Origin of the sequence: Rhodococcus sp. LB1, assembly GCF_001583455.1 — a bacterium.
Lineage (GTDB): Bacteria > Actinomycetota > Actinomycetes > Mycobacteriales > Mycobacteriaceae > Rhodococcus_F > Rhodococcus_F opacus.
Genome location: NZ_LTCZ01000194.1, coordinates 1 through 22636 on the forward strand (window position 1 = coordinate 1; position 22636 = coordinate 22636).

Below are 22636 nucleotides of genomic sequence, written 5' to 3' on the forward strand. Positions count from 1 at the left end.
CGACGGATCCGTCGCGAGCCGTCGTGAGTGTGCAGATCATCGGAAATCTGATCCTTCTCGGCGTCGGCATCCGCGCGGTCGTCGCGGTCGTCGACTGGGCCCGCAGGCGCCGGGTCTAGCGACCCGACGCCAGTAGCAGTTCGACGTTCCGGTCGGGTGTCCCGCCGAGCAGGTCGGGGTCCGCGTGAATGTCGTTGAACGACAATTCCCGGTACAGCGACGCCAACCCGAGCGGTGAGAGATCGGTGTGGTCGACGGAGTAGGGGCTGTCGGCCTCGAAAAGCGTCGTGAGCAGCGACACGGTTCCGTCGACGTTGTCGACTACCTCGACGATCCGTCCGTGCTGGGGGAAGTCGATGTGCGAGGCTGTGTTGATCTCCCAGAACGATTGTTCCGGAGTCGATCCGGGCCACGGTGTGATCCGGTTCTCGTGGGTGTGTCCGTTGACCCAGGCGAGGACGTTCGGGAATCGGTGCAGCAGATCCACCAGTCGCGAACCCCGGATCCGGGGTTCCGCCGGGGCGGAGGGGTCGGGGACGACGTTGTCCATGCTGCCGCTGGTGTGGTGACTGAACAGGACGAACCAGGTGTCGTTGCGTGCCTGGGACACCGGGTTGCCCGCCGTGTCGAAATACCGGCTGCTGCCGGCCACCAGGGTGTCCTCGATCCACCGGAACTGCGCAGCACCGAGCGAGCCGTCGACGAACCCCGCCCGGTTGGTGGAATCCATGCTGATGCCGACCACGCCGGGTGCGATCTCGAACGAGTAGTAGCCGATCCCGGTCTCGCCGGCGTCAGGTGCGAAGCCGTGACCGACCGGTCCGGGGCCGGTGTTGGCCGGGTCCAGGTGTGCGGCGATGAACTGGCGGGGAGTGAACGGCGCGCGTGCGGGGTCGGGTGTGACGACCCGCGCTGGTGTCGTGATCGCGGACAGGGCAGCGGGAATGGCGCCGGGGTCGAACCTGGTGGCGATGTCGACCGCCTTCGCCTCTTCCGGCGATCCGGGGACCTCGAACTTCAGCGAACCGGTGTACATGGCTTCGAGCGGTGGGATGCCGCTCGGGACGGTGCCCTGCACCGAGTCGTCGTGATTGCCGAAGACGCAGTACCAGGGGGTGCGCAGACCGGGGCTCGTGACGGGAGAGATCGCCGCGCCGAGCAGGCCGGGAATCTCGGGGAACCCGGCCTTCTTGTACATGTCCTGGATGGAGGACTCCGGGTTCCAGTACAGATCGGCACCCGAGTTCTGCACGCCTTCGTAGCGGTCGGGTGCGCCCGTGTTGGGGACGATGGTGCCGCCGTTGAGCGCGGTGAGGAACCAGCCGAGTTCGGCGAATTCCTTGTTGTCGGTGTTGTCGCCGGTGCTCACGACCGCGTCGAACGGGCGCTGGGTGTGCGGGCCGGATGCGAGCGCGTTGACGCGTGCGACGAGGGCGACGAGGCCCTGTGCGGTGAGTGTCTCGTGCGGGCGGAACGCGGAACCGGTGAAGGGGTGCACGTATTCGAAACGCATCGGGGACTGGGCGTCGACCAGGTGGACATCCGTGAGCTGGACGAGGGAGGCGAGGGCGGTGCGCCGGTCCTCGCGCCCGCTGCGGGCCTCGGCGAGTTCGGTGCGGACGATCGTCGGCCACCCCGGTCCCGCGCCGAGCCTGCGGTAGCCGGAGCTGCCGACGGGGACGGCCACCGCTTCGAGGGTGGTGCCGGCCCCGGACGTGGGAAGCGGCGCCGCGCCCGCGTACTGCAACCCCCACGGGCGTGCTTCGAATCCCACTGCCCCGATCGCCCCGAGTCCGGCAAATGTCAGGAATTTACGCCGATTGATGTCAGACACCAGAGGAACCTTAGGTGACGACCCGTGAGACAGGCCGATATTCGGCTCGGCGCGGTCTACCACCCCCTTCTCCTTGAGCGTTGGCACTCTCACGTATAGAGTGCCAAGTGGCGCCGATCGAGCTCCGGCACCCGCGACGACGGGGCTGTGTGAAGTGCCGTAAACGGAACACTCAAACAGGAGTCCGGAGAAGTCTCCGGATCCGCATACCCCAAAGTGGAGGGCTCATCGTGGCGAGCGTCAACATCAAGCCGCTCGAGGACAAGATCCTCGTCCAGGCCAACGAGGCTGAGACGACGACTGCCTCCGGCCTGGTCATTCCCGACACGGCCAAGGAGAAGCCCCAGGAGGGCACCGTCGTCGCAGTCGGCGAAGGCCGCGTCAACGAGCAGGGCAACCGCATCCCGGTCGACGTCAAGGAGGGTGACACGGTCATCTACTCCAAGTACGGCGGAACCGAGATCAAGTACGCCGGCCAGGAGTACCTGATCCTGTCGGCACGCGACGTGCTGGCTGTCGTCTCCAAGTAAGCCATACGTGATCCGCCCCGGAGTCCCCACAGGATCCCGGGGCGGAGTGCGTTCACGCGCGTAACCCTGAGATCCAGGAGAAGACAGAACACATGTCCAAGCAGATTGAGTTCAACGAGATCGCACGCCGGTCTCTCGAGCGTGGAGTCGACAAGCTTGCCGACGCGGTCAAGGTGACCTTGGGTCCGCGTGGCCGCCACGTAGTGCTGGCGAAGGCCTTCGGCGGCCCGACCGTCACCAACGACGGCGTCAGCATCGCCCGGGAGATCGACCTCGAGGACCCGTTCGAGAACCTCGGCGCGCAGCTCGTCAAGAGCGTCGCCACCAAGACCAACGACGTAGCAGGCGACGGCACCACCACCGCGACCGTGCTGGCTCAGGCCATCGTGCGGGGCGGTCTGAAGAACATCGCCGCGGGTGCGAACCCGATGGCACTCGGCATCGGCATCAACGCCGCGGCCGACAAGGTCGTCGAGGCGCTGCTCGCAGCGGCCACCCCGGTCGAGGGCAAGAAGTCCATCGCCCAGGTGGCGACCGTGTCCTCGCGTGACGAGGAGATCGGCGAAATGGTCGGCGAGGCGCTCACCCGCGTCGGCACCGACGGCGTCGTGACGGTGGAGGAATCCTCGACACTGGCGACCGAGCTCGTGATCACGGAGGGCGTCCAGTTCGACAAGGGCTTCCTGTCGCCGTACTTCGTCACGGACCTCGATGCACAGAAGGCCGTGTACGAGGACGCGCTGGTGCTGCTGTACCGCGAGAAGATCACGTCCCTGCCCGACTTCCTGCCGTTGCTGGAGAAGGTTGCCGAGAGCGGCAAGCCCCTCCTCATCATCGCGGAGGACGTCGAGGGCGAGGTTCTCTCGACGCTCGTGGTCAACTCCATCCGGAAGACCATCAAGGCCGTCGCCGTCAAGGCGCCGTTCTTCGGTGACCGCCGGAAGGCGTTCCTCGACGACCTCGCCGTCGTCACCGGTGGCACGGTCATCAACTCCGACGTCGGCCTCACGCTGAAGGACGCCGGGCTGGACCTGCTCGGCAGCGCACGCCGCGTCGTGGTCAGCAAGGACGAGACCACGATCGTCGACGGCGCCGGAACCGACGACGACATCAAGGGTCGCGTCGCGCAGCTGCGCCGCGAAATCGAGAACACCGACTCCGACTGGGATCGCGAGAAGCTCGAAGAGCGCCTGGCGAAGCTGGCCGGTGGCGTCGCCGTCATCAAGGTCGGCGCGGCCACGGAGACGGACCTCAAGGAGCGCAAGTTCCGCGTCGAGGACGCCGTCAACGCCGCGAAGGCTGCTGTCGCCGAGGGCATCGTCCCCGGTGGCGGTTCCGCCCTCGTCCAGGCGAGCACCGAGCTGGCCGACAACCTCGGTCTGACCGGTGACGAGGCCACGGGCGTCAAGGTCGTGCGCGAAGCACTGCAGGCGCCGCTGTTCTGGATCGCCAGCAATGCCGGTCTCGACGGTTCCGTCGTCACCAGCAAGGTTGCCGAGCAGCCCAAGGGCCACGGTTTCAACGCCGCGACCCTGATCTACGGCGACCTGCTCGCCGACGGCGTCGTCGACCCCGTGAAGGTCACCCGCTCCGCGGTCGTCAACGCGGCCTCGGTCGCGCGGATGATCCTCACCACGGAGAGCGCCGTGGTCGAGAAGCCTGCGGAAGAGGACGAGCAGCAGACCGGTCACGGGCACAGCCACTAGGCTCTGCCGTCGCGACCGATCGTTCGAGCGAAGAAACCCCCGTGCGGATCACCGCGCGGGGGTTTCTTCTGTCGGCAGCGCCGGATCAGCTCAATTGCAGCACCGCGAACGGTTCCGACGTCGGCTGGGGAGATCCTCCGGGCGGTTCGACGGTGACGGCCAGCTTCGACATCGACCCCACGTCGTCGAGTACGACCGTCGTGGTCGGCTGCACGTCTCCGGGAGAGATGGTTCCGGCGGGCACGGGCGCGTCCCCGGATGCCGGCATCAACCACAGCTGGTACACGGTGTCGGCACTGGGCGGGGCGACACCGTCCAGCACGAACACCACGGCGTCCTGCGACTTCGAGTAGTTGGCGGTCGCGGACCCGCCTGCGGCAATCGCACTCGTCGACGAGTGCACGTCGGAGGCGTCGAGAACCTGCTCCGCCACAGTCGGCGACGGACCTTCCGTGAGCTGCCGGACGATCACCGTCCCGCCGGCGAGCACCCCGATCGCCGCGGCGGCGGCGACGGCGACCTGCCAGCGGCGCCGGCGGGAGCGGCGTTCGGTGAGCGACGTCGGCCCGGACGCGGATTGCCGGACCTCGTCGAGGACTCGCGTCCGCACCCGGGGCGGGGGTTCGACGGCCCCCACCGCGCTCACCACCGCGAAAGCTTCGCGGATCCGCCGGACCTCGTCGGTGAACGTGGAGCGGGTGTCCTCGTCGGTGGTGGCGAGATCGGTGTCGAGTTCGCGGCGCTCACTGTCGTCGAGCGCATCGAGTGCGTACGGGTAGGCCATGCCCACGAGTTCGTCGTTCATGTCACAGACCTCCCAGGCACCCGCGAAGACGCGTCAGTCCGTCACGGATGCGCGTCTTCACCGTGGACAGGGCGACCCCCAGCTGGGAGGCGACCTCTCGGTAGGTGCGGCCGTCGTAGTACGCCATCGCGACGGACTCACGTTGTGTGTCCGTGAGCGAGTCGAGGCAGGCGAGCACCGATTGATGCTCGAGCCGGCGGGTCACCTCCTCGGTGACGTGGTCGAACGGCCCTGCGATGTTGGTGGTCTCGTAGAGCGCCTCACGGTCGGTGCCGGCCTGCTCGGACCGCACGCGGTCGACCGCCCGGCGGTGCGCGAGCGTCATCAGCCAGGACAGGACGGAACCGCGGGCCGGATCGAAGTTGGACGCGGTACGCCACGCCTGGAGGAAGACTTCCTGCGTCGTCTCCTCCGCGTACCCGGGGTCGCGCAGGACCCGCAGGACCATGCCGTGGACCCGGGCGCTCGTCCGGTCGTAGAGTTCGGCGAACGCGTCGGCGTCCCCGTTCGCGACGCGGGCCATGGTGTCGTACAGTTCCGCGGATTCGGTGGTTCGGGCCCTGTGTGCCCCGGCTGCGTCCGCCGAACACACGTCTTCTGCTGGAGTGTTGCCCTCGGGGTTCGTCACCGGCACTCGTCTCGGTTCATCGAGAACCACGGTAGCGTGCACATCCACTCAACTCCTCCAGCCGGTAGGCATTCGGAGACCGCGTCGCGGTGGATGGGTGGCGAGGGTATCGATGTGACGCGGGGAACCCCCGTGCGGCGACGAGGGTTCCCCGGTGAGTGTGGTCGAGCCGTCAGACGGCTATCCGGCCGCGTCTGTGCCGGGCGTGCATCTCGCGTTCCGTCTCGGACATTCCGCCCCAGATCCCGTACGGCTCGGACACGCTCAGGGCGTGATTGCGGCACTGGGCGAGGACCGGGCAGCGTCTGCACATTTCCTTGGCGCGGGTCTCCCGCTGCGCACGAGCTCGGCCGCGCTCTCCGTCGGGATGGAAGAACATCGAGGAGTCGACCCCGCGGCACAGTCCGTGCATCTGCCAATCCCAGATATCGGCGTTCGGGCCGGGCAGGTGGTTGGGTGCAGGCATGTGGACTCCTTAGCTGCAAGCTCGCCTCGGGCGACGAGTGGACCGTGGGCTCGTAGGTACGTTCAAGCCACTGAATCATTCACGTCGCTAACCGTAGAGTCGGTTGTGAAATCGCGTCAATAGTTGTTCACAGTGGCGATTTACATATCCCACGAGCTGAAAGTTAACCTGGAAAATATTTACTTTCCCGCGGTTCCGTGATTCCGTTTCGGGTTGAAAGACCCCCGTTCACGGGCGACGATGTCCGGGTGCCCCAGCCCGCGGAGCCTGAAACCCAGCCCCCTTCCGGATCCCCGGACGAGGGACCCACGATCTCGGTATCTGCCCTGGCCAGAAGGCTCGGGGTGGCTCCGTCGACGCTCCGCACCTGGGACCGCAGATACGGCATCGGGCCTTCCGTTCACCTGCAGGGAAGTCACCGGCGGTACACGCCGCGCGACGTCGCCCGGCTCGAATGCATGCAACATGCTCTGGACGGTGGTGCAAACTCCGCGGAGGCTGCGAGATATGCGATTAACGCAATGGCTACGTATTCGTCAGAAAGCGACCGCCGACCGGATGTGAAAAATCTGGATGACAACTCGGTGAACGGGATGAAAACAGACCCGTCGAACCTTTTGTCCTCCTTTTCCGGCCTCGGTGGCGCCGAGGCGTCCGTCCGGAATTTATCGGGTGCGTTGCTGGCGCGAGACGTCGTGACCATCCGGCGGATCGTCGTCCGCGCGGTCGCGGAGCGGGGATTCAGCTCCATGTGGACGACCCTGGTCGTTCCGGTGCTCGGATGGGCGGACGAGGGGAGGAATTCGGACGCTGCTGCTGCGAGTGTCCGCGTCTTCGCCGAATGCGTCGCAGGGATTCTGTCCACGTTGACACTGGACGCGCCGATCGGCCGCGGTGGCCGTGTCCTGCTCGTGCACGTGCCGGCGGACCCGCAGGACACGGCTCCCGCCGACCCGTACGGCCTCGAGTTCCGGGCCCTGGGCGCCGCCCTGGCCACGGCCTCGGTGGACACGCGGATGGCGCTGCCGCTGTGCCGGTCGGCGCTCCTCGCCTCCGTGACCAACGCCGAGCCGGACGTGATCGTCCTGTGGTTGCCCGCCGCCGGATGCGACCTCCCGTCGCTCCTGCGGGCGATCCGCCGCCGGCGCACAGGGCTGACGATGCTCGCGGGCGGACCTGGATGCCGGACGCAGTCGCTACCACGGTCGATAGCGGTGCTGGGCACGCTGGACGAGGCCGTGGACACTGTCACCGCGGTCACCTGACCGCAGAGCGGCCGCACGATGCGATGATCTCGGCGTGCCCGACTCCACTCTCCGTTCCGAGGCCACGAGTTCGTTGCTCCGCGCGGCGTTCGGCGCCGACCCGGGCGCATGCCCGCTACCGGCGTCCGACGTTCCCGTCGAGCGCTGGATGCGAGCGGTGGTGTGGGGCGCCCGGGGGCACTACGCCCGATCCCGCGCCGAACTGGACGCACTGACGCGCGGAGAGGTGGCCGACCCCGCGGTCGTCTCGCTCGCCTGGAGCACGCAGGCGTCGTTGCTGAGGCAGCTCGGCTGGCACGGTGTGGCGTCCGGGTTCGACGGCCGGGCTCTCACCGCCGTCGGGACGCGTCCCGGCGACGAGGACGGCGTCCTGGTTCGCGAAGCTCGGTGCGACGCGTTGACGGGGCTGGCCGCCGACGCACTGGGGTGCGGCCGGCTGGAACTGGGCCGGCGGCTTCTCGCCCGGTGCTCCGAGCACCTGGACGAGCGTGCTCCCGACGAGCTGTGGCGACAGCGCGTCCGCAGGCACTGGGTCAGCGCGGAGTTGTTTCTCTCGGGCGGCGACTTCGCCTCGGCGCGCCGCCACGCCGAGACGGCTGCGGAAATTTCGGAGGCCGCCGGATCTGCGCGGCACCGCGTCAAATCGGATCTGCTGCGGAGCGCGTCGATGACGGGGGAGCCCGATTCGGGTCCGGCGACACGGCTTGCCGCGGATGTGCTCGACCGGTGCGATCGGTACGGCTTGATACCTCTGAAGTGGGCAGCTGCGATGTTGCTGAGTGGTGTGACATCCGACTCACGTGCGGAGGCCGTGCGTAAGGAGTGCGAAGCCGTCATCAGGGCGCGAGGTGGGAGCTTCCGAATCTGACCCCGCTGGTCGGGCCCCGTACGGCCGGGCTGCGCGCGAATCGCTGCGAATCCGGGCGAATACCGTTCGGTCCGCACCGTTACTCTTGGAGTGTTCCGCTGAGAGCGGGAGCACACCCATCGGGGGAGGTGCCACTGTAACGCCAGGATATTCAGCAACGATGACTAATACGAGCGAGGAGTTGGACTCCGCCGTCGCCGCTGCAACGCAGGGTGACCGGGCCGCTTTAGCTCTGGTCCTGGAAAACATTCGGCCCTTGGTTGTGCGTTACTGCAGAGCCAGGGTCGGTGCTGCGGAGAGGGGACAACTCTCCGCGGACGACGTGGCACAAGAAGTGTGCCTTGCCGTGATGACGGCCTTACCTCGCTACGAGGATCAAGGCCGCCCGTTCATGGCATTCGTCTACGGGATCGCCGCGCACAAGGTTGCCGACGCACATCGGAACTCCGCCCGTAACAAGTCGGAGCCCGTCGCCGAAGTACCGGATGTCGTAGCCAACGATGACGGACCCGAACAGAGGGCGCTGGACTCGGAAGCGAGCAGGCAGATGAACGAACTGCTGAGCACGCTGCCGGAAAAGCACCGGGAGATCTTGATCCTCCGCCTCGTGGTCGGTATGTCAGCCGAGGAGACGGCCGCGGCCGTGGGTAGTACCGCGGGAGCTGTCCGCGTGGCTCAACACCGAGCCATCGCGAAACTGAAAAAAGAAGTGACGAGGGCAGGTGAGAGGTTTGGCTAGGGGCATCAAGCGCAACGGCAATCCCGATGCCGATCTCCCAGGAGACGACGCACCGGTGAACGTCGCGGCAGTGCGCCGCGACGACGCTTTGATCGACGCGATCGCCGGTGGCGGTCCCGTCGCGACGGATTCGCCGGAGCAGTACGAACTCGCGCTTCTGCTGACCAATTGGCGCGCCGACATCGTGGCGACGCCGATGCCGACCGGGCCGCTGCTCGACGACGTGATCGCGGCGATCGACGCCTCCGACGCCCGTTCCGCACGCAGCGCTGCCCGCGGCAAGCTCCGCTTGCTGCGACCCATCGCAGGCGCTGCCGCCGCGATCGCGGTCGTCATGGGTGGCGCCACCATCTTCTCGTACAACGCCGCACCCGGCGATCCGCTGTGGAGCGTCAAGTCGGTCGTGTTCAGCCAGCAGGCCGATTCGACCGTCGCGCAGATCGACACCACGTCCCAGCTGCAGGAGGCCGAGCGGCTGATCGCCGCGGGCGACGCGGAGGCGGCGAAGAACCTGCTCGAGGGCGCCGCAGGACGTGCCGGCGGGGTGCGTGACGCCGACATGCGCAACGAACTCGACGTGTGGCGTGCGAAGCTCGCGGCGGAGGTCGAGAAGATCGCTCCCACCACGCCGCCGGCGACGACGACGCCCGGTACCACCACCACCGAAACGCCGACGCAGGCCACCGAGTTGCCGGCCACCGTGCCGGGGACACCCGGTTCCACAACCGTGCCGGGAGTCGAGCAGCTGCCGGGAACCCTGCCCACGGATCTGCAGATTCCGGGACTGCCGCCCATTCCGCTGCCGCAGCTGCCTACGCTGCCGCCGCCGCCTCCGCCCGAGACGTTGCCGTCCACGAGCCCGGATCCCACGATCATGTTGGTTCCGACGCTGCCCTCGGACATTCCGGCGACGGAGCCATCCACCCAGCAGCCGCCGCAGGAGCCTTCGACGGTGCCGCTACCCACCACCACGACCCCGGTCCCGGTGCTGCCGCCCACCAGCTAGCGGTTCGGCGGACCTTCCGCACAGAGTCGGGCCACAGTGGTCTGTATCGGGTTGTGCCGGATCAGGCGTCGAAACCGTCGCCGTGCAGAGCATCGTTCATCGAGGCGTCCGCGTAGCCGCGGCAGTAATCCCAGGTGACGTATGCCTCGGGTGTCGGGTCGTAGGCGGGCTCGTGCGGGCGCACGGTGCCGTCGACCAGAAGCTGGAGGAGGTTGGCACGGAGCATGTCCCAATCGTGGTAGTGATCTTGCTGGCAGTCTTCGCAGCAGACGACGAGACCGCGGATCCCGCGATGCGCCAGCAGCGCCTCGTATACGGCGAGGTCGGCCAGATCTTCCTCCACGGCGAGACGCTCGTGGGGGTCGAGTGGCTGGCCAGGTTCGATCGCATCGAGAGCTGCGGACGGGTCGGCGGGGTCGCCGGCGAAGGGGTCCGGGGGCAGACCTGGAGGCAGTTGATCGCGCACAGCACCACGGTACGCAGGTCAGCCCGGTCTGCGCCAGCCGTTCGGCGTACGCCCAGCGTGGGTGGGCTCCGTGGTGATCGCGCCGAGCCGATATCATGGTTTGTGGAGCTGGGAATATCGATCGTCGCTCCGGCCTTTTTCTTGTATCCGTGTTCCCGAAAGTTTCCACCAGATCGAAGATCTGAATGTCCGCAGACGGCGCCACCGGCGCTGCACCTATGTTCCATGGAGGGCCCGAACCGCATGACAAGTTCAGCAGGGCATGTACACACCGGCGGTGACGACCCGAACAAGGTCGCGATGCTGGGTCTCACGTACGACGACGTCCTGCTCTTGCCGGCGGCGTCGAATGTCATCCCCGGCCAGGTCGACACATCCAGCCAGCTGACCAGGGACATCCGGCTACGAGTGCCGCTCGTCAGCTCCGCGATGGACACCGTCACCGAGGCGCGGATGGCCATCGCCATGGCCCGCGCCGGTGGGATGGGCGTCCTGCATCGCAACCTGTCGGTCGAGGCCCAGGCCGGTCAGGTCGAGACGGTCAAGCGGTCCGAGGCGGGGATGGTCACCGATCCGGTCACCTGCAAGCCGTCCGACACGCTCGCCGAGGTGGACGCCAAGTGCGCCCGCTTCCGGATCTCCGGACTGCCGGTCACCGATGCGGCCGGGCAGCTGGTCGGCATCATCACCAACCGCGACATGCGCTTCGAGGTCGACCAGAACCGCGCCGTGTCCGAGGTCATGACCAAGGCGCCGCTGATCACCGCGCAGGAAGGTGTCACCGCGGAAGTGGCGCTGGGCCTGCTCCGCCGCCACAAGATCGAGAAGCTGCCGATCGTGGACGGGCAGGGCAAGCTCACCGGCCTCATCACGGTCAAGGACTTCGTGAAGACCGAGCAGCACCCGGACGCCACCAAGGACCGCGACGGCCGGCTCCTCGTCGGTGCCGCCGTGGGTGTGGGTGACGAGGCGTGGAGCCGTGCGATGGCTCTCACCGACGCCGGAGTCGACGTCCTCGTCGTCGACAGCGCCCACGGCCACTCGGCCGGTGTGCTGGACATGATCTCGAAGCTCAAGGCCGAGGTCGACGAGCGCGTGCAGATCATCGGCGGCAACGTCGCCACCCGCAGTGGTGCGGCCGCTCTCATCGAGGCCGGTGTGGACGCGGTGAAGGTCGGTGTCGGCCCCGGCTCCATCTGCACCACCCGCGTCATCGCCGGTGTCGGCGCCCCGCAGATCACGGCAATCCTCGAAGCGGTCGCCGCGGCCAAGCCGCACGGTGTGCCGGTGATCGCCGACGGTGGACTGCAGTTCTCCGGCGACATCGCGAAGGCCCTGGCGGCAGGCGCGTCGACGGCCATGCTCGGTTCGCTGCTCGCAGGCACCGCGGAGTCGCCGGGTGAGCTGATCCTGGTGAACGGCAAGCAGTACAAGAGCTACCGCGGAATGGGTTCCCTCGGCGCGATGCAGAGCCGTGGCGCCGCGAAGTCGTATTCCAAGGACCGCTACTTCCAGGACGACGTGCTGTCCGAGGACAAGCTGGTTCCGGAGGGCATCGAGGGCCGGGTCGCATTCCGCGGTCCGCTGTCCCAGGTCACACATCAGCTGACGGGCGGTCTGCGGGCCGCCATGGGCTACACGGGAGCGTCGTCGATCGAGGAGCTGCAGAATGCGCAGTTCGTGCAGATCACGGCTGCGGGTCTGAAGGAGAGCCACCCGCACGACATCACGATGACGGTCGAAGCTCCCAACTACACCGCTCGCTAGCAACCAGTCACGATTCACGAGAAAGGGGCGCGCGTGCGCGACCTCGTTGAGATCGGCATGGGCCGAACAGCCCGACGAACCTATGAGCTGGACGATATCGACATCGTCCCCTCACGCCGGACCCGCTCCTCCAAGGAGGTGTCGACGTCCTGGCAGCTCGACGCATATCGGTTCGACATTCCTGTGCTGGCGCATCCGACCGACGCGCTCGTCTCGCCGTCGTTCGCGATCGAACTCGGCAAGCGTGGTGGCCTCGGGGTCATCAACGGTGAGGGTCTGTGGGGCCGGCACGCGGACGTCGAGGCGAAGCTCGCCGAACTCGTCGCACTGGCCGAGTCGGACGTCGACGTCGAGGCGCCGATCAAGAGGCTGCAGGAGCTGCACGCGGCGCCGTTGCAGCCGGGGCTTCTGGCCGCTGCCGTGGCCCAGGTCCGCGATGCAGGTGTCACGACGGCGGTGCGGGTCAGCCCGCAGAACGCCCGGGCGCTCACCCCGCAGCTGCTGGAGGCGGGCATCGACCTGCTGGTCGTGCACGGCACGATCATCTCCGCCGAGCACGTCGCGCACGGCGACAGCGAGCCGCTGAACCTCAAGACGTTCATCTCCGAGCTCGACGTCCCGGTGGTGGCCGGTGGGGTGAGCGATCATCGCACCGCACTGCACCTGATGCGCACGGGCGCGGCCGGGGTGATCGTCGGATACGGCTCCACCGAGGGCGCCACGACCACCGGTGAGGTGCTGGGCATCGGTCTTCCGATGGCGACGGCCATCGCGGACGCGGCTGCTGCCCGCCGCGACTACCTCGACGAGACGGGTGGACGCTACGTCCACGTCATCGCGGACGGCGACATCACGTCCTCGGGCGATCTCGCCAAGGCGATCGCCTGTGGCGCGGACGCCGCAGTGCTGGGCGCACCGTTGGCCGTTGCCGCGGAGGCCCCCGGCGGCGGCTGGTACTGGCCGTCGGCCGCGGCGCACCCCTCGGTTCCGCGCGGCACGATGCTGCCGGTCTCGTTCGGCGACCGTCCGTCGCTCGACCGGGTCCTCACGGGTCCGTCCGACGACCCGTTCGGTTCGCTGAACTTCGTCGGCGGGCTACGCCGCTCGATGGCGAAGTCGGGGTACTCGGATCTGAAGGAATTCCAGAAGGTGGGCCTGACGGTCCGCGCCTGAGGCGTCCGTTCGTCACCGCTTCTTTCGTCGCCCGATGTCGCATCGGTGCAGTTCAACTGCACTGGTGAGGCATCGGGCGACGTGCGTTTGCGGGTATCCCGACCGTTCCTGATACCTCTCGTTACAGTTAGGCGACCCTTGTGGCAGCTGTCACAGCCGCGGGGTGCATACTGGCGAGTAATAACTCAGGTGTCGTTGGAGGTCGAGGGATGAGCAAGCAGCGCGCAACGGAGTACGACGTCCTCATCGTCGGTTCCGGATTCGGTGGCAGTGTGACCGCACTCCGATTGGTCGAGAAGGGCTACAAGGTCGGCATCCTCGAGGCGGGCCGTCGCTACGCCGACGCGGATTTCGCGAAGACCAGCTGGGATCTCAAGAAGTTCCTGTGGGCGCCCGCTCTCGGCTTCTTCGGCATCCAGCGCGTCCACCTGCTGCGCGACTGCCTCATCCTCGCCGGCGCCGGCGTCGGTGGCGGTTCGCTCAACTACGCGAACACGCTCTACAAGCCGCCTGCCTCCTTTTTCCAGGACAAGCAGTGGTCGCACATCACCGACTGGCACGACGAGCTCACGCCGTACTACGAGCAGGCCCGCAAGATGCTGGGCGTGGTCCAGAACCCGCACATGACCCCCGCCGACGAGATCATCAAGTCGGTCGCAGAGGACATGGGCGTGGGCGACACGTTCATCCAGACCCCGGTCGGTGTCTTCTTCGGTGAGGCGGGCAAGACCGTGCCGGACCCGTACTTCGGTGGCGTCGGCCCCGACCGCACCGGGTGCATCGAATGCGGCGAATGCATGACCGGATGCCGGCACGGCGCCAAGAACACCCTGCTCAAGAACTACCTTGGCCTCGCAGAGAAGGCCGGGGCCGAGATCATCCCGATGACGACGGTCACCGGTCTGCGCGAGGCTTCCGACGGCAACTGGGACGTTTTCACCCGGCGCAGCGGGCCGCGCACGAACCGGAACCGCAAGACGTACACGGCCGCGAACGTCGTCCTGGCCGCGGGCGCGTGGGGCACTCAGCATCTGCTGTTCGATCAGAAGGAGACGGGCGCGCTGCCCAAGATCTCCGACCGCCTGGGGGTACTCACCCGCACCAATTCGGAGTCGATCCTCGGCGCCGCCAAGAACAAGGTGGACCCCGCTCTCGAGCTCACGAAGGGCGTCGCCATCACGTCGTCGTTCCACCCGACGTCCGACACCCACGTCGAGCCGGTGCGCTACGGCAAGGGGTCGAACTCGATGGCCCTGCTGCAGACGCTGCTGACCGACGGTGGCGGCCGGCGGTGGGTGACGTTCCTCAAGGAGCTGGCGAAGGATCCGAAAGCTCTGAAGGTTCTCACCCCGTACAAGTGGAGCGAGCGCACCATCATCGCCCTGGTGATGCAGAACCTCGACAACTCCATCACCACGTACACGAAGAAGGGCCTGTTCGGTCGGCGCAAGGTCACCAGCAAGCAGGGCCACGGTCAGCCGAACCCCAGCTGGATCCCGGCAGGCAACGAGGCGACCCGCCGGATCGCGGAGAAGATCGACGGCCGCGCGGGCGGTACCTGGGGAGACGTGTTCAACATCCCGCTCACCGCGCACTTCCTCGGCGGCTGCACGATCGCGTCGGAACCGTCGAAGGGCGTCATCGACCCCTACCACCGCGTGTGGGGTTACCCGACGCTGAGCGTGGTCGACGGTTCGGCCGTGTCCGCGAACCTGGGCGTCAACCCGTCGCTGACGATCTCGGCGCAGGCCGAGCGTGCGGCCTCGCTGTGGCCGAACAAAGGCGAGAAGGATCAGCGGCCGGCGCAGGGTGAGGGATACCGGCGCCTGAACCCGGTCGCGCCGATCACGCCGGTCGTTCCGGAAGGAGCGCCCGCCGCGCTCGTGCTGCCGATCGTCGAGATCCGCAACAGCTCTGTGGTGCCCGACACGCAGAAGCACGGCGTTGCATAGGGGCCGAGAGGGCCGGGTCATGGGGTCGCGCAGACCACAGAGCTGCGGCGATTAGACTGACCCGGTGGCAGATATCGAGCAACAGAGACCGGTCCTCGTCGTCGACTTCGGCGCGCAGTACGCGCAGCTGATCGCCCGGCGGGTGCGTGAGGCCAAGGTCTATTCCGAGGTGGTTCCGCACACCGCGACCGTCGAGGAGATCGCGGCCAAGAATCCCCTCGCCGTGGTGCTGTCGGGCGGGCCGTCGAGCGTCTACGCAGACGGGGCGCCCCAGCTCGATCCGGCACTGTTCGATCTGGACATTCCGGTGTTCGGCATCTGCTACGGATTCCAGGCCATGGCCGGCGCACTCGGCGGGACGGTGGCACACACCGGCACCCGTGAGTACGGGCGCACCGACCTGAAGGTGCAGGGCGGTCTGCTGCACGAGGGGCTTCCGTCCAGCCAGCCCGTGTGGATGAGTCACGGCGACGCGGTCACCGAGGCGCCGGCGGGCTTCGAGGTGACGGCCACGAGCGAGGGCGCACCCGTCGCCGCGTTCGAGGACCGGGCCCGCAAGCTCGCCGGTGTGCAGTACCACCCGGAGGTGCTGCACTCGCCGCACGGCCAGCAGGTGCTCAGCCGGTTCCTCCACGAGATCGCCGGCATTCCTCCCGCATGGACGGCCGCGAACATCGCCGACGCCCTCGTCGAGCAGGTCCGCGAGCAGGTCGGCGACGGCAAGGCGATCTGCGGACTTTCGGGCGGTGTCGACTCCGCTGTCGCGGCGGCGCTCGTGCAGCGCGCGATCGGCGACAACCTCACGTGTGTGTTCGTCGACCACGGCCTGATGCGTGCGGGGGAGCGTGCCCAGGTCGAACAGGATTTCGTTGCCGCCACCGGCGCCAAGCTGATCACGGTCGACGCCGCCGACACCTTCATCGGTGAGCTGGCCGGGGTGTCCGACCCGGAGACCAAGCGCAAGATCATCGGCCGCGAGTTCATCCGCAGCTTCGAGGGTGCGGTCAGTGACGTGCTGGGCGAGAACGCCGCGCACGGCGACACGGTCGAATTCCTCGTGCAGGGCACGCTGTACCCGGACGTCGTGGAATCCGGCGGCGGTACCGGCACGGCCAACATCAAGAGCCACCACAACGTCGGCGGACTGCCGGAAGACCTGCAGTTCACGCTCGTGGAACCGCTCCGCCTGCTGTTCAAGGACGAGGTCCGGGCGGTGGGACGCGAGCTGGGTCTGCCCGAGGAAATCGTGGGACGCCAGCCGTTCCCCGGTCCCGGGCTCGGCATCCGCATCATCGGCGAGGTCACCCAGGAGCGGCTCGATCTCCTGCGTCACGCGGATTCCATTGCGCGCGAAGAGCTGACGGCCGCCGGGCTCGACGGTCAGATCTGGCAGTGCCCGGTGGTGCTGCTCGCCGACGTCCGCAGCGTCGGCGTGCAGGGTGACGGACGCACCTACGGTCACCCGATCGTGCTCCGCCCGGTGTCCAGCGAGGACGCGATGACGGCGGACTGGACGCGACTGCCCTACGACGTTCTCGAGCGGATCTCCACCCGGATCACCAACGAGGTGCACGACGTCAACCGTGTCGTGCTGGACATCACGAGCAAGCCGCCGGGCACCATCGAGTGGGAGTGACGCACTGTGCGCGGTGAGTGAGTCCTCGGACTCGCTCACCGCGCACACGGCGCTTGCGCCCTATTTTTTCCGCCGGTTCGGGGCGAACACGAGCACCACGCCGACCAGCACCGCGACCACCACGAACAGCCAGCGGAACTCGACGTTCGCGAGCGGTTCCAGCGAGAACGGCCCCGCGAGCGCCCAGCCGCTCACCAGGAGTGCGGCCAATCCCGCGAGGAGCAGGAGCGGCGACGGGCGCTTCCGCGTCCGGGTCTGCTCGCTGTCCTGAGTGTCGTCGATGTCATCCACGGCGCACCTCCACACTTCCGAACTGGACATCTGCGTTGAGGTTCAGAACGGGGCCGTCCGTGCCGTCGACGCCACCGTCGAGACCGTCCGGGAGGCACTGCGCGTCGCCGAACTGGGCGGTGCAGTGGTTCTCGACGTTCATGCCGGGCGGCAGGAGCACCACGACCTCACCGAACTGCCCGCTGACGTCGACCGTCTTGTCCTCGGTGAGAGTGACGTTCCGGAGGTCGAGCGTGAAGCTGCCGAATCCACCGGAGTAGGCGGGCTCGATGGCGGCCGCTGTCGTCGGGTTCCACGTCCGATCGCCCATGTTCTCGCTGTTCAGGTCGAGGGACCCGACGATCGAGGCGAGGATCACGAAACCGATCAGGGGACCTGCGACGACGAGAAGGCCGTAGCCCTTGCGCAGGAATCCGCCGATCAGCAGCCCCACTCCGATGACGGCCAGCGCGACGGCGCCGATGCGACCGGGGTTCAACCAGTCGGATCCGGTGGCGACCGACAACGCCGTCGCCGCCGCGGCCGCGAGGATGGCCAACCCGATCACCATGGTGGTCAGACGGGAGTGGGTGCGCTCCGGTTGGACTGCGGGAGTGGTGGTCCTGGCCGGTTCGGGCAGGTCCCATGCGAACGGGGCGACACCGAGCGGGTCCCACGCCGGCGGTCGCGGTTCGAGCGGCGCGAACGGGGCCGAGGGTGCGTCGACCTGCGGACCGGAGGTCGGGGACTTCTCGAACGACACCGGACCCGATTGGGCGGCAGCGGTTTCGGGCTTCAGTGCCTCGGTGGGCGCGTCGGCCGGCTTGTCGTCCGAGATGGGAGGTGTGCTCGGCGTGTAGGAGTCGGGAAGCTTCGTGTACGGACCGTACGCACCCGGACCGTACGTGCCCGGGCCGAACGGGTTGGCGCCGAACTGACCTGGCGAGAAACTCGTCCCGGGATAGCCGGTCCCGACACCCGGGGCAACGGCTCCGGCGGGCAACGGCGGAGGTATCGGCTGCCGCTGGTATAGCAACCACAGGCCGCCGAGCATCAGCGCCATGCTGATCAGCCCGGAGCCGCCGAGGCCGACACCGAAGGGACCGACGGTGGTCAGCGCGATGGCCAGTGCGACGAGAAGGACGATGGTCTTGGTGCCCGAGTCGGAGCTGTGACCGCGTCCCACCAGCGACTCCGCGGGTGAGGCCGGGTCGCCCGACTTCGTGAGGGCGAGCCAGCACGCCAGGTAGAGGAGCACACCGGCGCCACCGAAAATGGTGGACACGACGAAGGCGACTCGTATCAGTACGGGATCGACGCCGTAGCGGTAGCCGATTCCCGCACAGACACCGGCGACGTGACCACGGCCCGGCAACCGCACCGGTCGGGTCCGCCACAGATCCTGTATCTGCTCTTGGAAGCTCCCATTGCTCATATGACCATCGTTCCGGTCGGCGCGGCGCGCGTACATCGGGAACTACCCTGATCTTTCCGGCCGGGGTGGGCCGGAACGCGTGCCGAAGTCAGGGTTGGACCCTGATGCCACGGCCCGGGGATCGTGCCAGTATCGAAGATGTGCAACCTGTGTCGAACACGTCCGCGGGCGGCGCCCAGTACGCGGGTGCCGTGACCGCGCCTGTCCCGCCCGGCGGCATCCCCATGCCGCGGCTCGAACGCCGGACCGGTGGTCGCATCGTCGGCGGCGTCGCGGGTGGAATCGCCGATCAGCTGGGTGTCGACGTGATGAAGGTGCGGGTCGCGTTCGCCTGTCTCGCCGCGCTCGCCGGCGCGGGCATCGTCGGCTACGGACTGTTGTGGATCTTCACGGCCGCAGGTTCCGACACCGAGAAGCCCAGTGCGTCCGAGCGACGGAGAGCGTACGGACTGATCGCGATCGGCCTGGCCGGTGCGTCCGCGCTGTCGTGGTTGTTCAGTGGCCGCGTCGGTTCGGTGATCGCGCCGATCATCGTGGTGGCGGTGGGCGCGGCCCTGGTCTGGCGCGAATTCGATTCGGAGGGGCCGCGCACCGTCATCGGGCTGCCGCAGCGTCCCACCGTCCTCACCTGGGCGCGGGTCCTCGGCGGCGTCACGTTGATCGTGTCGGGTCTCGGTGTGGTGATCCTCGCGCAGGTCGACTTCGCTGCGCTGCGTTCGTCGTTGCTGGCTGTGGTGGTCACCCTGGTCGGCGCCGGGTTGCTGACCGTGCCCCTGTGGTTGCGACTGTGGCGCGCGCTGGGCGCGGAGCGTGCCGCCAGGATCCGCAACGACGAGCGTGAGGAGATCGCGTCACATCTGCACGACTCCGTCCTGCAGACCCTGGCGCTGATCCAGAAGCAGGCCGACCATCCGCAGGAGGTCGCGCGGCTGGCCCGGGGGCAGGAACGGGAACTGCGGAAGTGGTTGTTCGGTGGGGGAGACGCCGACCATTCGAGTCTCGCGGAGGCGTTGCGCATCATCGCGGGCGAGGTGGAGGACCACCACGGCGTCACGGTGCGGCCGGTGACGGTCGGCGACGTGGCGCTCGACGTCGACGACACGGGCGAGGGTCTGTCGAAGGAGAGTTTCACGGCGGTGCTGGGTGCGACGCGGGAGGCTCTGGTCAACGCGGCCAAGCATTCCGGGGAGACGGACATCAACCTGTTCGCCGAAGCTGAGCGCGAACAGGTCAGTGTGTTCGTCCGGGACCGCGGCGTCGGATTCGACGTCGACGAGGTGTCCCCGGACCGTCAGGGCCTGGCGAAGTCGATCCGCGGACGGATCGAGCGGCGAGGCGGGCACGTCGACGTGCGGTCCGCGCCCGGCAAGGGCACCGAGGTGCGAATCCACATGCCGCGGAACGGCCGGACGTGGGCGGCAGCGGCCGCTTCCGAGGACTCGGACACCGCCGGCGTCGAGGACGTGCCGTTCAGTCAGGGTGCGTGAGCACCACTTTCGCCGTGTCGGCACACTGGTGCGCGGTGTCTGCTCGCATGCTGTCCCACTGAAGGGTAATGTTCGCCGGCGACACGACTGTGGGGGTCGTGTGGTCGCACCGTGCTGCGGCGGGGTGGGACGCGAGATGTCAAGGGGGGATTTCATGTTCGACCGTGAGGGTCTGCGCGTGCGCGAGCACGAGTTGCAGAATCAGATCGATTCGATGCTGGCCACGCTCGACCGGCAGACGCAGGATCTGCATGCCGCTCAGCAGCAGGTGGCGCAGCTGCGGGTGAGTGGGGCGTCGGCCGACGGACTGGTGCAGGTGGTGGTGAACTCGGTGGGCAGCGTAGTGGACGTGCACCTCGCCCCCGACGCGTTCCGGCGGTCCACTCCCGAGTCGTTGGGGCGTGCGATGACCGAAGCCGCCCGGCGTGCGGGCGAGGCCGCGCACACCGAGTCGACGCGCATCATGGGATCGATCGTGGACGCGACCGAGACTCTGCCGGATCTGCCGGACCTCGTTCCCGGTGCTCCGAGCCTTCGGGACTTCCTCCCGCGCCTCGAACCCGACGTCGGCGGCGTCCCGGCCGATCGGGAACCGGACCCGGACGATCCCGACGACGCGCGGTGGAATCGGCCGGTCCTGCGGGACGGGTGGCAGTGAGCGCGCAACTGTGGGTGGACCCGGCGCATCTGCGCAGCGTCGCGCCCCGATTCGATGCGCTCTCACAGCGGATGGCAGAGGTCGCCGCCGCACTGCACTCGACCCTCGAGGCCGAGGGGGAGTGCTGGGGCGGCGACGAGACCGGGACGACGTTCGCGAGCGGGTATGTGCCGTCCGCGGACGTGGCCGAGCGGTCGCTGGGGTTCGCGGTCGGGGCGCTTGCCGCGCTCGGATCCAGGCTCAGGAGCACCGCCGACTCGTTCGACGACACCGACCGCGGCACCGCATCCAGCCTCGCCGGGCTGTTCTGATGGGCATCGAGGTTCCGGGCAGTGTCCGGTGGCTGGCAGAGAAGGTGGTCGGGGCGGACTGGCCCGACGCGGACGAAACGGCGATGGAGCGGCTCGGGCAGGGGTGGAAGGACGCCGGAGCCTCGCTCGACGACATCATCGAGGAGGCCGACGCCGCGATGCGGTCGGCGATGTCCGGGGTCAGTGGTGACGTCGACACCGCGATGGCGCAGCGCTGGGCGCGGATCGGTGCGGACGGGGCGCTACGCGAGTTGTCGGGGTTGCTCCACGAACTCGGCGACACCCTCGACTGGTCGGCCGACGACATCCGGGTCGCGAAACTGTCGATCATCGCGGCCCTGGTGGCGTTGGCGGCCGAACTCGTGGCGGTAGCCGCGGCCAGCGCGATGACGTTCGGTGCGGCGAGCCCGGCCGCATTCGCGGCGGAAGCGGCCACACAGGTCACCGTCCGGATGATCATCCGGCAGCTGATCACCTCGATCCTCACCCGCGCGGCGACGGGTGCAGCAGTAGGCGCGGGGATCCAGGCAGGCCTCGAAGCAGGATTTCAGAAGTACGAGATACACGTGGGTCGGCGCGACAGCTTCGACTGGGGCAACGTGGCCGAGGCCGGCGGCAAGGGTGCGGTACAGGGAGGTGTGAAGGGGGCGGTCAACGGTGCGTTCGGGCTGAAGTTCACCGACCCTCGTTCTCAGTTCGGGGGCATGCTCGGCTCGTACGTGCAGGAGGAGACGGTCGGCACACCGAGGTTCACCGACGCCGTCGTCGACGAGATGCTGGACCGGACCGGACTCGATGACGACGTCCGGCGTGCCCGCGACGAGATCGACGGGCGTCTGCCGTGAACGGGGTCGACAGCCGGCAGCGAGTCCGGCACGCCGGTCACCTCCGGCGTGGTGTCGCCCTCGTGCTGGACCTCGTATTGCACGCAGTCGTCGGCGCCGTGGTCGGAGTCGTCGTCTACATCGTGCAGACGGCCGGACAGTCGGTGCCGCCGAACATCGCGGAGGGAACGGCGGGGTTCGCGATGATACCGGCGTGGCTGGTGTTCTCGTTCGTCCACCGGACCGCGATTCAGGCGCGATTCCATGCGACGTTCGGCAAGTGGATGACAGGTCTGTGCGTCGTGCGGCCGGAGGACGGAACGTGGCCGAGCTTCGGATATCTGGTGAAGGCCTGGTTCCGCAGTGCCGGTGCGGCTCTCCAATCGGATACCCCGATGGACGGGGAAGACGGGATGCCGGCGGTGGTGCGGCGACAGAGCGAATCATTCGACACGCTCTAGAGTGGGGTGACACTACCGCCCACGCGAGGAACAGCCGCAGTGACTTTGCCTGAAACACCCCCGTACCGTGTCTTTCTCGTCGATGATCATGCCGTTTTCCGTTCCGGTGTCCGCGCCGAGCTCGGCAGGGAAGCGGACATGGAGGTGGTGGGCGAGGCGGGCGGTGTCGCGGAGGCGGTGTCCGGCATCAACGCCACGTCACCGCACGTCGTGCTGCTCGACGTCCATATGCCCGACGGCGGCGGTGTCGCGGTGCTGCGGGGCATCGAGTCGGGTCCGGTGTGCCTGGCGCTGAGCGTGTCCGACGCTGCCGAGGACGTGATCGCCGTGATCCGCGCGGGCGCCCGCG

The 22636-nt window shown here is 68.0% G+C and carries 23 protein-coding genes and 2 pseudogenes; 18 read left to right on the forward strand and 7 right to left on the reverse strand.

Annotation, left to right across the window (positions count from 1 at the left end):
• Positions 1 to 119, forward strand: a pseudogene (locus AZG88_RS55695) (potassium channel family protein); the annotation flags it as partial.
• Here AZG88_RS55695 and AZG88_RS24535 read toward each other — a convergent pair.
• Positions 116 to 1834 carry a TIGR03767 family metallophosphoesterase gene (locus tag AZG88_RS24535; RefSeq protein ID WP_061041846.1) on the reverse strand — a complete coding sequence of 573 codons (1719 nt, stop codon included), beginning with the start codon at positions 1832 to 1834 and terminating at the stop codon, positions 116 to 118. The pseudogene AZG88_RS55695 and the gene AZG88_RS24535 sit on opposite strands and share 4 nt — an antisense overlap.
• 230 nt (positions 1835 to 2064) lie before the next feature.
• Between AZG88_RS24535 and groES the strand changes: the two genes are divergently transcribed.
• Complete coding sequence (gene groES, locus AZG88_RS24540; RefSeq protein WP_003940763.1) at positions 2065 to 2364, forward strand: co-chaperone GroES; 300 nt, start codon at positions 2065 to 2067, stop codon at positions 2362 to 2364.
• 92 nt (positions 2365 to 2456) lie between these two features.
• Positions 2457 to 4070 carry a chaperonin GroEL gene (gene groL, locus AZG88_RS24545; RefSeq protein WP_061041847.1) on the forward strand — a complete coding sequence of 538 codons (1614 nt, stop codon included), beginning with the start codon at positions 2457 to 2459 and terminating at the stop codon, positions 4068 to 4070.
• An 85-nt stretch (positions 4071 to 4155) separates the two neighbouring features.
• On the opposite strand, the gene AZG88_RS24550 is transcribed toward groL, so the two are convergent.
• The 3 genes from AZG88_RS24550 to AZG88_RS24560 form a co-directional block, all read right to left on the reverse strand.
• Positions 4156 to 4875: an anti-sigma factor gene (locus AZG88_RS24550; protein WP_025432249.1), complete on the reverse strand. Its 720-nt coding sequence runs from the start codon at positions 4873 to 4875 to the stop codon at positions 4156 to 4158.
• A gap of 1 nt (position 4876) precedes the next feature.
• The gene (locus AZG88_RS24555; RefSeq protein ID WP_025432250.1) at positions 4877 to 5509 is read right to left on the reverse strand and encodes a sigma-70 family RNA polymerase sigma factor; all 633 of its coding nucleotides are present in this window, start codon (positions 5507 to 5509) and stop codon (positions 4877 to 4879) included.
• A 166-nt stretch (positions 5510 to 5675) separates the two neighbouring features.
• Positions 5676 to 5969: a WhiB family transcriptional regulator gene (locus AZG88_RS24560; RefSeq protein WP_005239766.1), complete on the reverse strand. Its 294-nt coding sequence runs from the start codon at positions 5967 to 5969 to the stop codon at positions 5676 to 5678.
• 248 nt (positions 5970 to 6217) lie between these two features.
• Here AZG88_RS24560 and AZG88_RS55115 point away from each other — a divergent pair.
• The 5 genes and pseudogenes from AZG88_RS55115 to AZG88_RS24580 all read left to right on the forward strand — a co-directional run.
• Positions 6218 to 6466: pseudogene (locus tag AZG88_RS55115) on the forward strand (MerR family transcriptional regulator); the annotation flags it as partial.
• A gap of 96 nt (positions 6467 to 6562) precedes the next feature.
• Entirely contained in the window at positions 6563 to 7234 is a 672-nt protein-coding gene (locus tag AZG88_RS54085) for a hypothetical protein (protein WP_025432251.1), read from the forward strand.
• A 34-nt stretch (positions 7235 to 7268) separates the two neighbouring features.
• A complete protein-coding gene (locus AZG88_RS24570) occupies positions 7269 to 8102 on the forward strand; it encodes a hypothetical protein (protein ID WP_061041849.1) in 834 nt (277 codons plus the stop codon).
• Positions 8103 to 8262: 160 nt separating this feature from the next.
• Positions 8263 to 8841 carry a sigma-70 family RNA polymerase sigma factor gene (locus AZG88_RS24575; protein WP_005239770.1) on the forward strand — a complete coding sequence of 193 codons (579 nt, stop codon included), beginning with the start codon at positions 8263 to 8265 and terminating at the stop codon, positions 8839 to 8841.
• The gene (locus AZG88_RS24580) at positions 8825 to 9847 is read left to right on the forward strand and encodes an anti-sigma-D factor RsdA (protein WP_061699485.1); all 1023 of its coding nucleotides are present in this window, start codon (positions 8825 to 8827) and stop codon (positions 9845 to 9847) included. Before AZG88_RS24575 ends, AZG88_RS24580 begins: the two co-directional genes overlap by 17 nt.
• 61 nt (positions 9848 to 9908) lie before the next feature.
• On the opposite strand, the gene AZG88_RS24585 is transcribed toward AZG88_RS24580, so the two are convergent.
• A complete protein-coding gene (locus tag AZG88_RS24585) occupies positions 9909 to 10313 on the reverse strand; it encodes a DUF5319 domain-containing protein (RefSeq protein ID WP_005239778.1) in 405 nt (134 codons plus the stop codon).
• A 243-nt stretch (positions 10314 to 10556) separates the two neighbouring features.
• On the opposite strand from AZG88_RS24585, the gene guaB reads away from it, so the two are divergent.
• From guaB to guaA, 4 genes are all read left to right on the forward strand, one after another.
• Entirely contained in the window at positions 10557 to 12080 is a 1524-nt protein-coding gene (guaB, locus tag AZG88_RS24590; protein ID WP_005239781.1) for an IMP dehydrogenase, read from the forward strand.
• A gap of 33 nt (positions 12081 to 12113) precedes the next feature.
• Positions 12114 to 13253, forward strand: a complete 1140-nt coding sequence (locus AZG88_RS24595; protein ID WP_005239789.1) for a GuaB3 family IMP dehydrogenase-related protein — start codon at positions 12114 to 12116, stop codon at positions 13251 to 13253.
• A 209-nt stretch (positions 13254 to 13462) separates the two neighbouring features.
• On the forward strand, positions 13463 to 15205 hold the full coding sequence (locus AZG88_RS24600) for an FAD-dependent oxidoreductase (RefSeq protein ID WP_061699486.1): 1743 nt from the start codon (positions 13463 to 13465) through the stop codon (positions 15203 to 15205).
• Positions 15206 to 15269: 64 nt separating this feature from the next.
• On the forward strand, positions 15270 to 16841 hold the full coding sequence (gene guaA / locus AZG88_RS24605) for a glutamine-hydrolyzing GMP synthase (RefSeq protein ID WP_061042063.1): 1572 nt from the start codon (positions 15270 to 15272) through the stop codon (positions 16839 to 16841).
• A 60-nt stretch (positions 16842 to 16901) separates the two neighbouring features.
• Here the strand turns inward: guaA and AZG88_RS24610 are convergent, their stop codons facing one another.
• Together AZG88_RS24610 and AZG88_RS24615 are read right to left on the reverse strand one after the other, a co-directional pair.
• On the reverse strand, positions 16902 to 17132 hold the full coding sequence (locus tag AZG88_RS24610; protein WP_061042062.1) for a hypothetical protein: 231 nt from the start codon (positions 17130 to 17132) through the stop codon (positions 16902 to 16904).
• A complete protein-coding gene (locus tag AZG88_RS24615) occupies positions 17125 to 18582 on the reverse strand; it encodes a PspC domain-containing protein (RefSeq protein WP_082764515.1) in 1458 nt (485 codons plus the stop codon). The genes AZG88_RS24610 and AZG88_RS24615 overlap by 8 nt, the downstream gene beginning before the upstream one ends.
• A 68-nt stretch (positions 18583 to 18650) precedes the next feature.
• On the opposite strand from AZG88_RS24615, the gene AZG88_RS24620 reads away from it, so the two are divergent.
• The 6 genes from AZG88_RS24620 to AZG88_RS24645 form a co-directional block, all read left to right on the forward strand.
• Positions 18651 to 20033 carry a PspC domain-containing protein gene (locus tag AZG88_RS24620; RefSeq protein WP_442971746.1) on the forward strand — a complete coding sequence of 461 codons (1383 nt, stop codon included), beginning with the start codon at positions 18651 to 18653 and terminating at the stop codon, positions 20031 to 20033.
• Between the two features lie 154 nt (positions 20034 to 20187).
• Entirely contained in the window at positions 20188 to 20691 is a 504-nt protein-coding gene (locus tag AZG88_RS24625) for a YbaB/EbfC family nucleoid-associated protein (protein WP_061042059.1), read from the forward strand.
• Positions 20688 to 21002: a WXG100 family type VII secretion target gene (locus AZG88_RS24630; RefSeq protein ID WP_061042058.1), complete on the forward strand. Its 315-nt coding sequence runs from the start codon at positions 20688 to 20690 to the stop codon at positions 21000 to 21002. Before AZG88_RS24625 ends, AZG88_RS24630 begins: the two co-directional genes overlap by 4 nt.
• Positions 21002 to 21847, forward strand: a complete 846-nt coding sequence (locus AZG88_RS24635) for a WXG100-like domain-containing protein (RefSeq protein WP_061042057.1) — start codon at positions 21002 to 21004, stop codon at positions 21845 to 21847. Before AZG88_RS24630 ends, AZG88_RS24635 begins: the two co-directional genes overlap by 1 nt.
• Positions 21844 to 22287, forward strand: a complete 444-nt coding sequence (locus AZG88_RS24640; RefSeq protein WP_061042056.1) for an RDD family protein — start codon at positions 21844 to 21846, stop codon at positions 22285 to 22287. Before AZG88_RS24635 ends, AZG88_RS24640 begins: the two co-directional genes overlap by 4 nt.
• A 39-nt stretch (positions 22288 to 22326) precedes the next feature.
• A partial coding sequence (locus AZG88_RS24645) for a response regulator (protein ID WP_156517608.1) occupies positions 22327 to 22636 on the forward strand: 310 nt, incomplete at its 3' end.

Bases quoted from the DNA above. Each gene is read 5' to 3' on its own strand.
- groL (WP_061041847.1), top strand. From the start codon at position 2,457: ATGTCCAAGCAGATTGAGTTCAACGAGATCGCACGCCGGTCTCTCGAG.
- AZG88_RS24550 (WP_025432249.1), bottom strand. From the start codon at position 4,875: ATGAACGACGAACTCGTGGGCATGGCCTACCCGTACGCACTCGATGCG.
- AZG88_RS24560 (WP_005239766.1), bottom strand. From the start codon at position 5,969: ATGCCTGCACCCAACCACCTGCCCGGCCCGAACGCCGATATCTGGGAT.
- AZG88_RS54085 (WP_025432251.1), top strand. From the start codon at position 6,563: ATGAAAACAGACCCGTCGAACCTTTTGTCCTCCTTTTCCGGCCTCGGT.
- AZG88_RS24575 (WP_005239770.1), top strand. From the start codon at position 8,263: ATGACTAATACGAGCGAGGAGTTGGACTCCGCCGTCGCCGCTGCAACG.
- guaB (WP_005239781.1), top strand. From the start codon at position 10,557: ATGACAAGTTCAGCAGGGCATGTACACACCGGCGGTGACGACCCGAAC.
- AZG88_RS24600 (WP_061699486.1), top strand. From the start codon at position 13,463: ATGAGCAAGCAGCGCGCAACGGAGTACGACGTCCTCATCGTCGGTTCC.
- AZG88_RS24615 (WP_082764515.1), bottom strand. From the start codon at position 18,582: ATGTACGCGCGCCGCGCCGACCGGAACGATGGTCATATGAGCAATGGG.
- AZG88_RS24620 (WP_442971746.1), top strand. From the start codon at position 18,651: ATGCCACGGCCCGGGGATCGTGCCAGTATCGAAGATGTGCAACCTGTG.
- AZG88_RS24625 (WP_061042059.1), top strand. From the start codon at position 20,188: ATGTTCGACCGTGAGGGTCTGCGCGTGCGCGAGCACGAGTTGCAGAAT.
- AZG88_RS24635 (WP_061042057.1), top strand. From the start codon at position 21,002: ATGGGCATCGAGGTTCCGGGCAGTGTCCGGTGGCTGGCAGAGAAGGTG.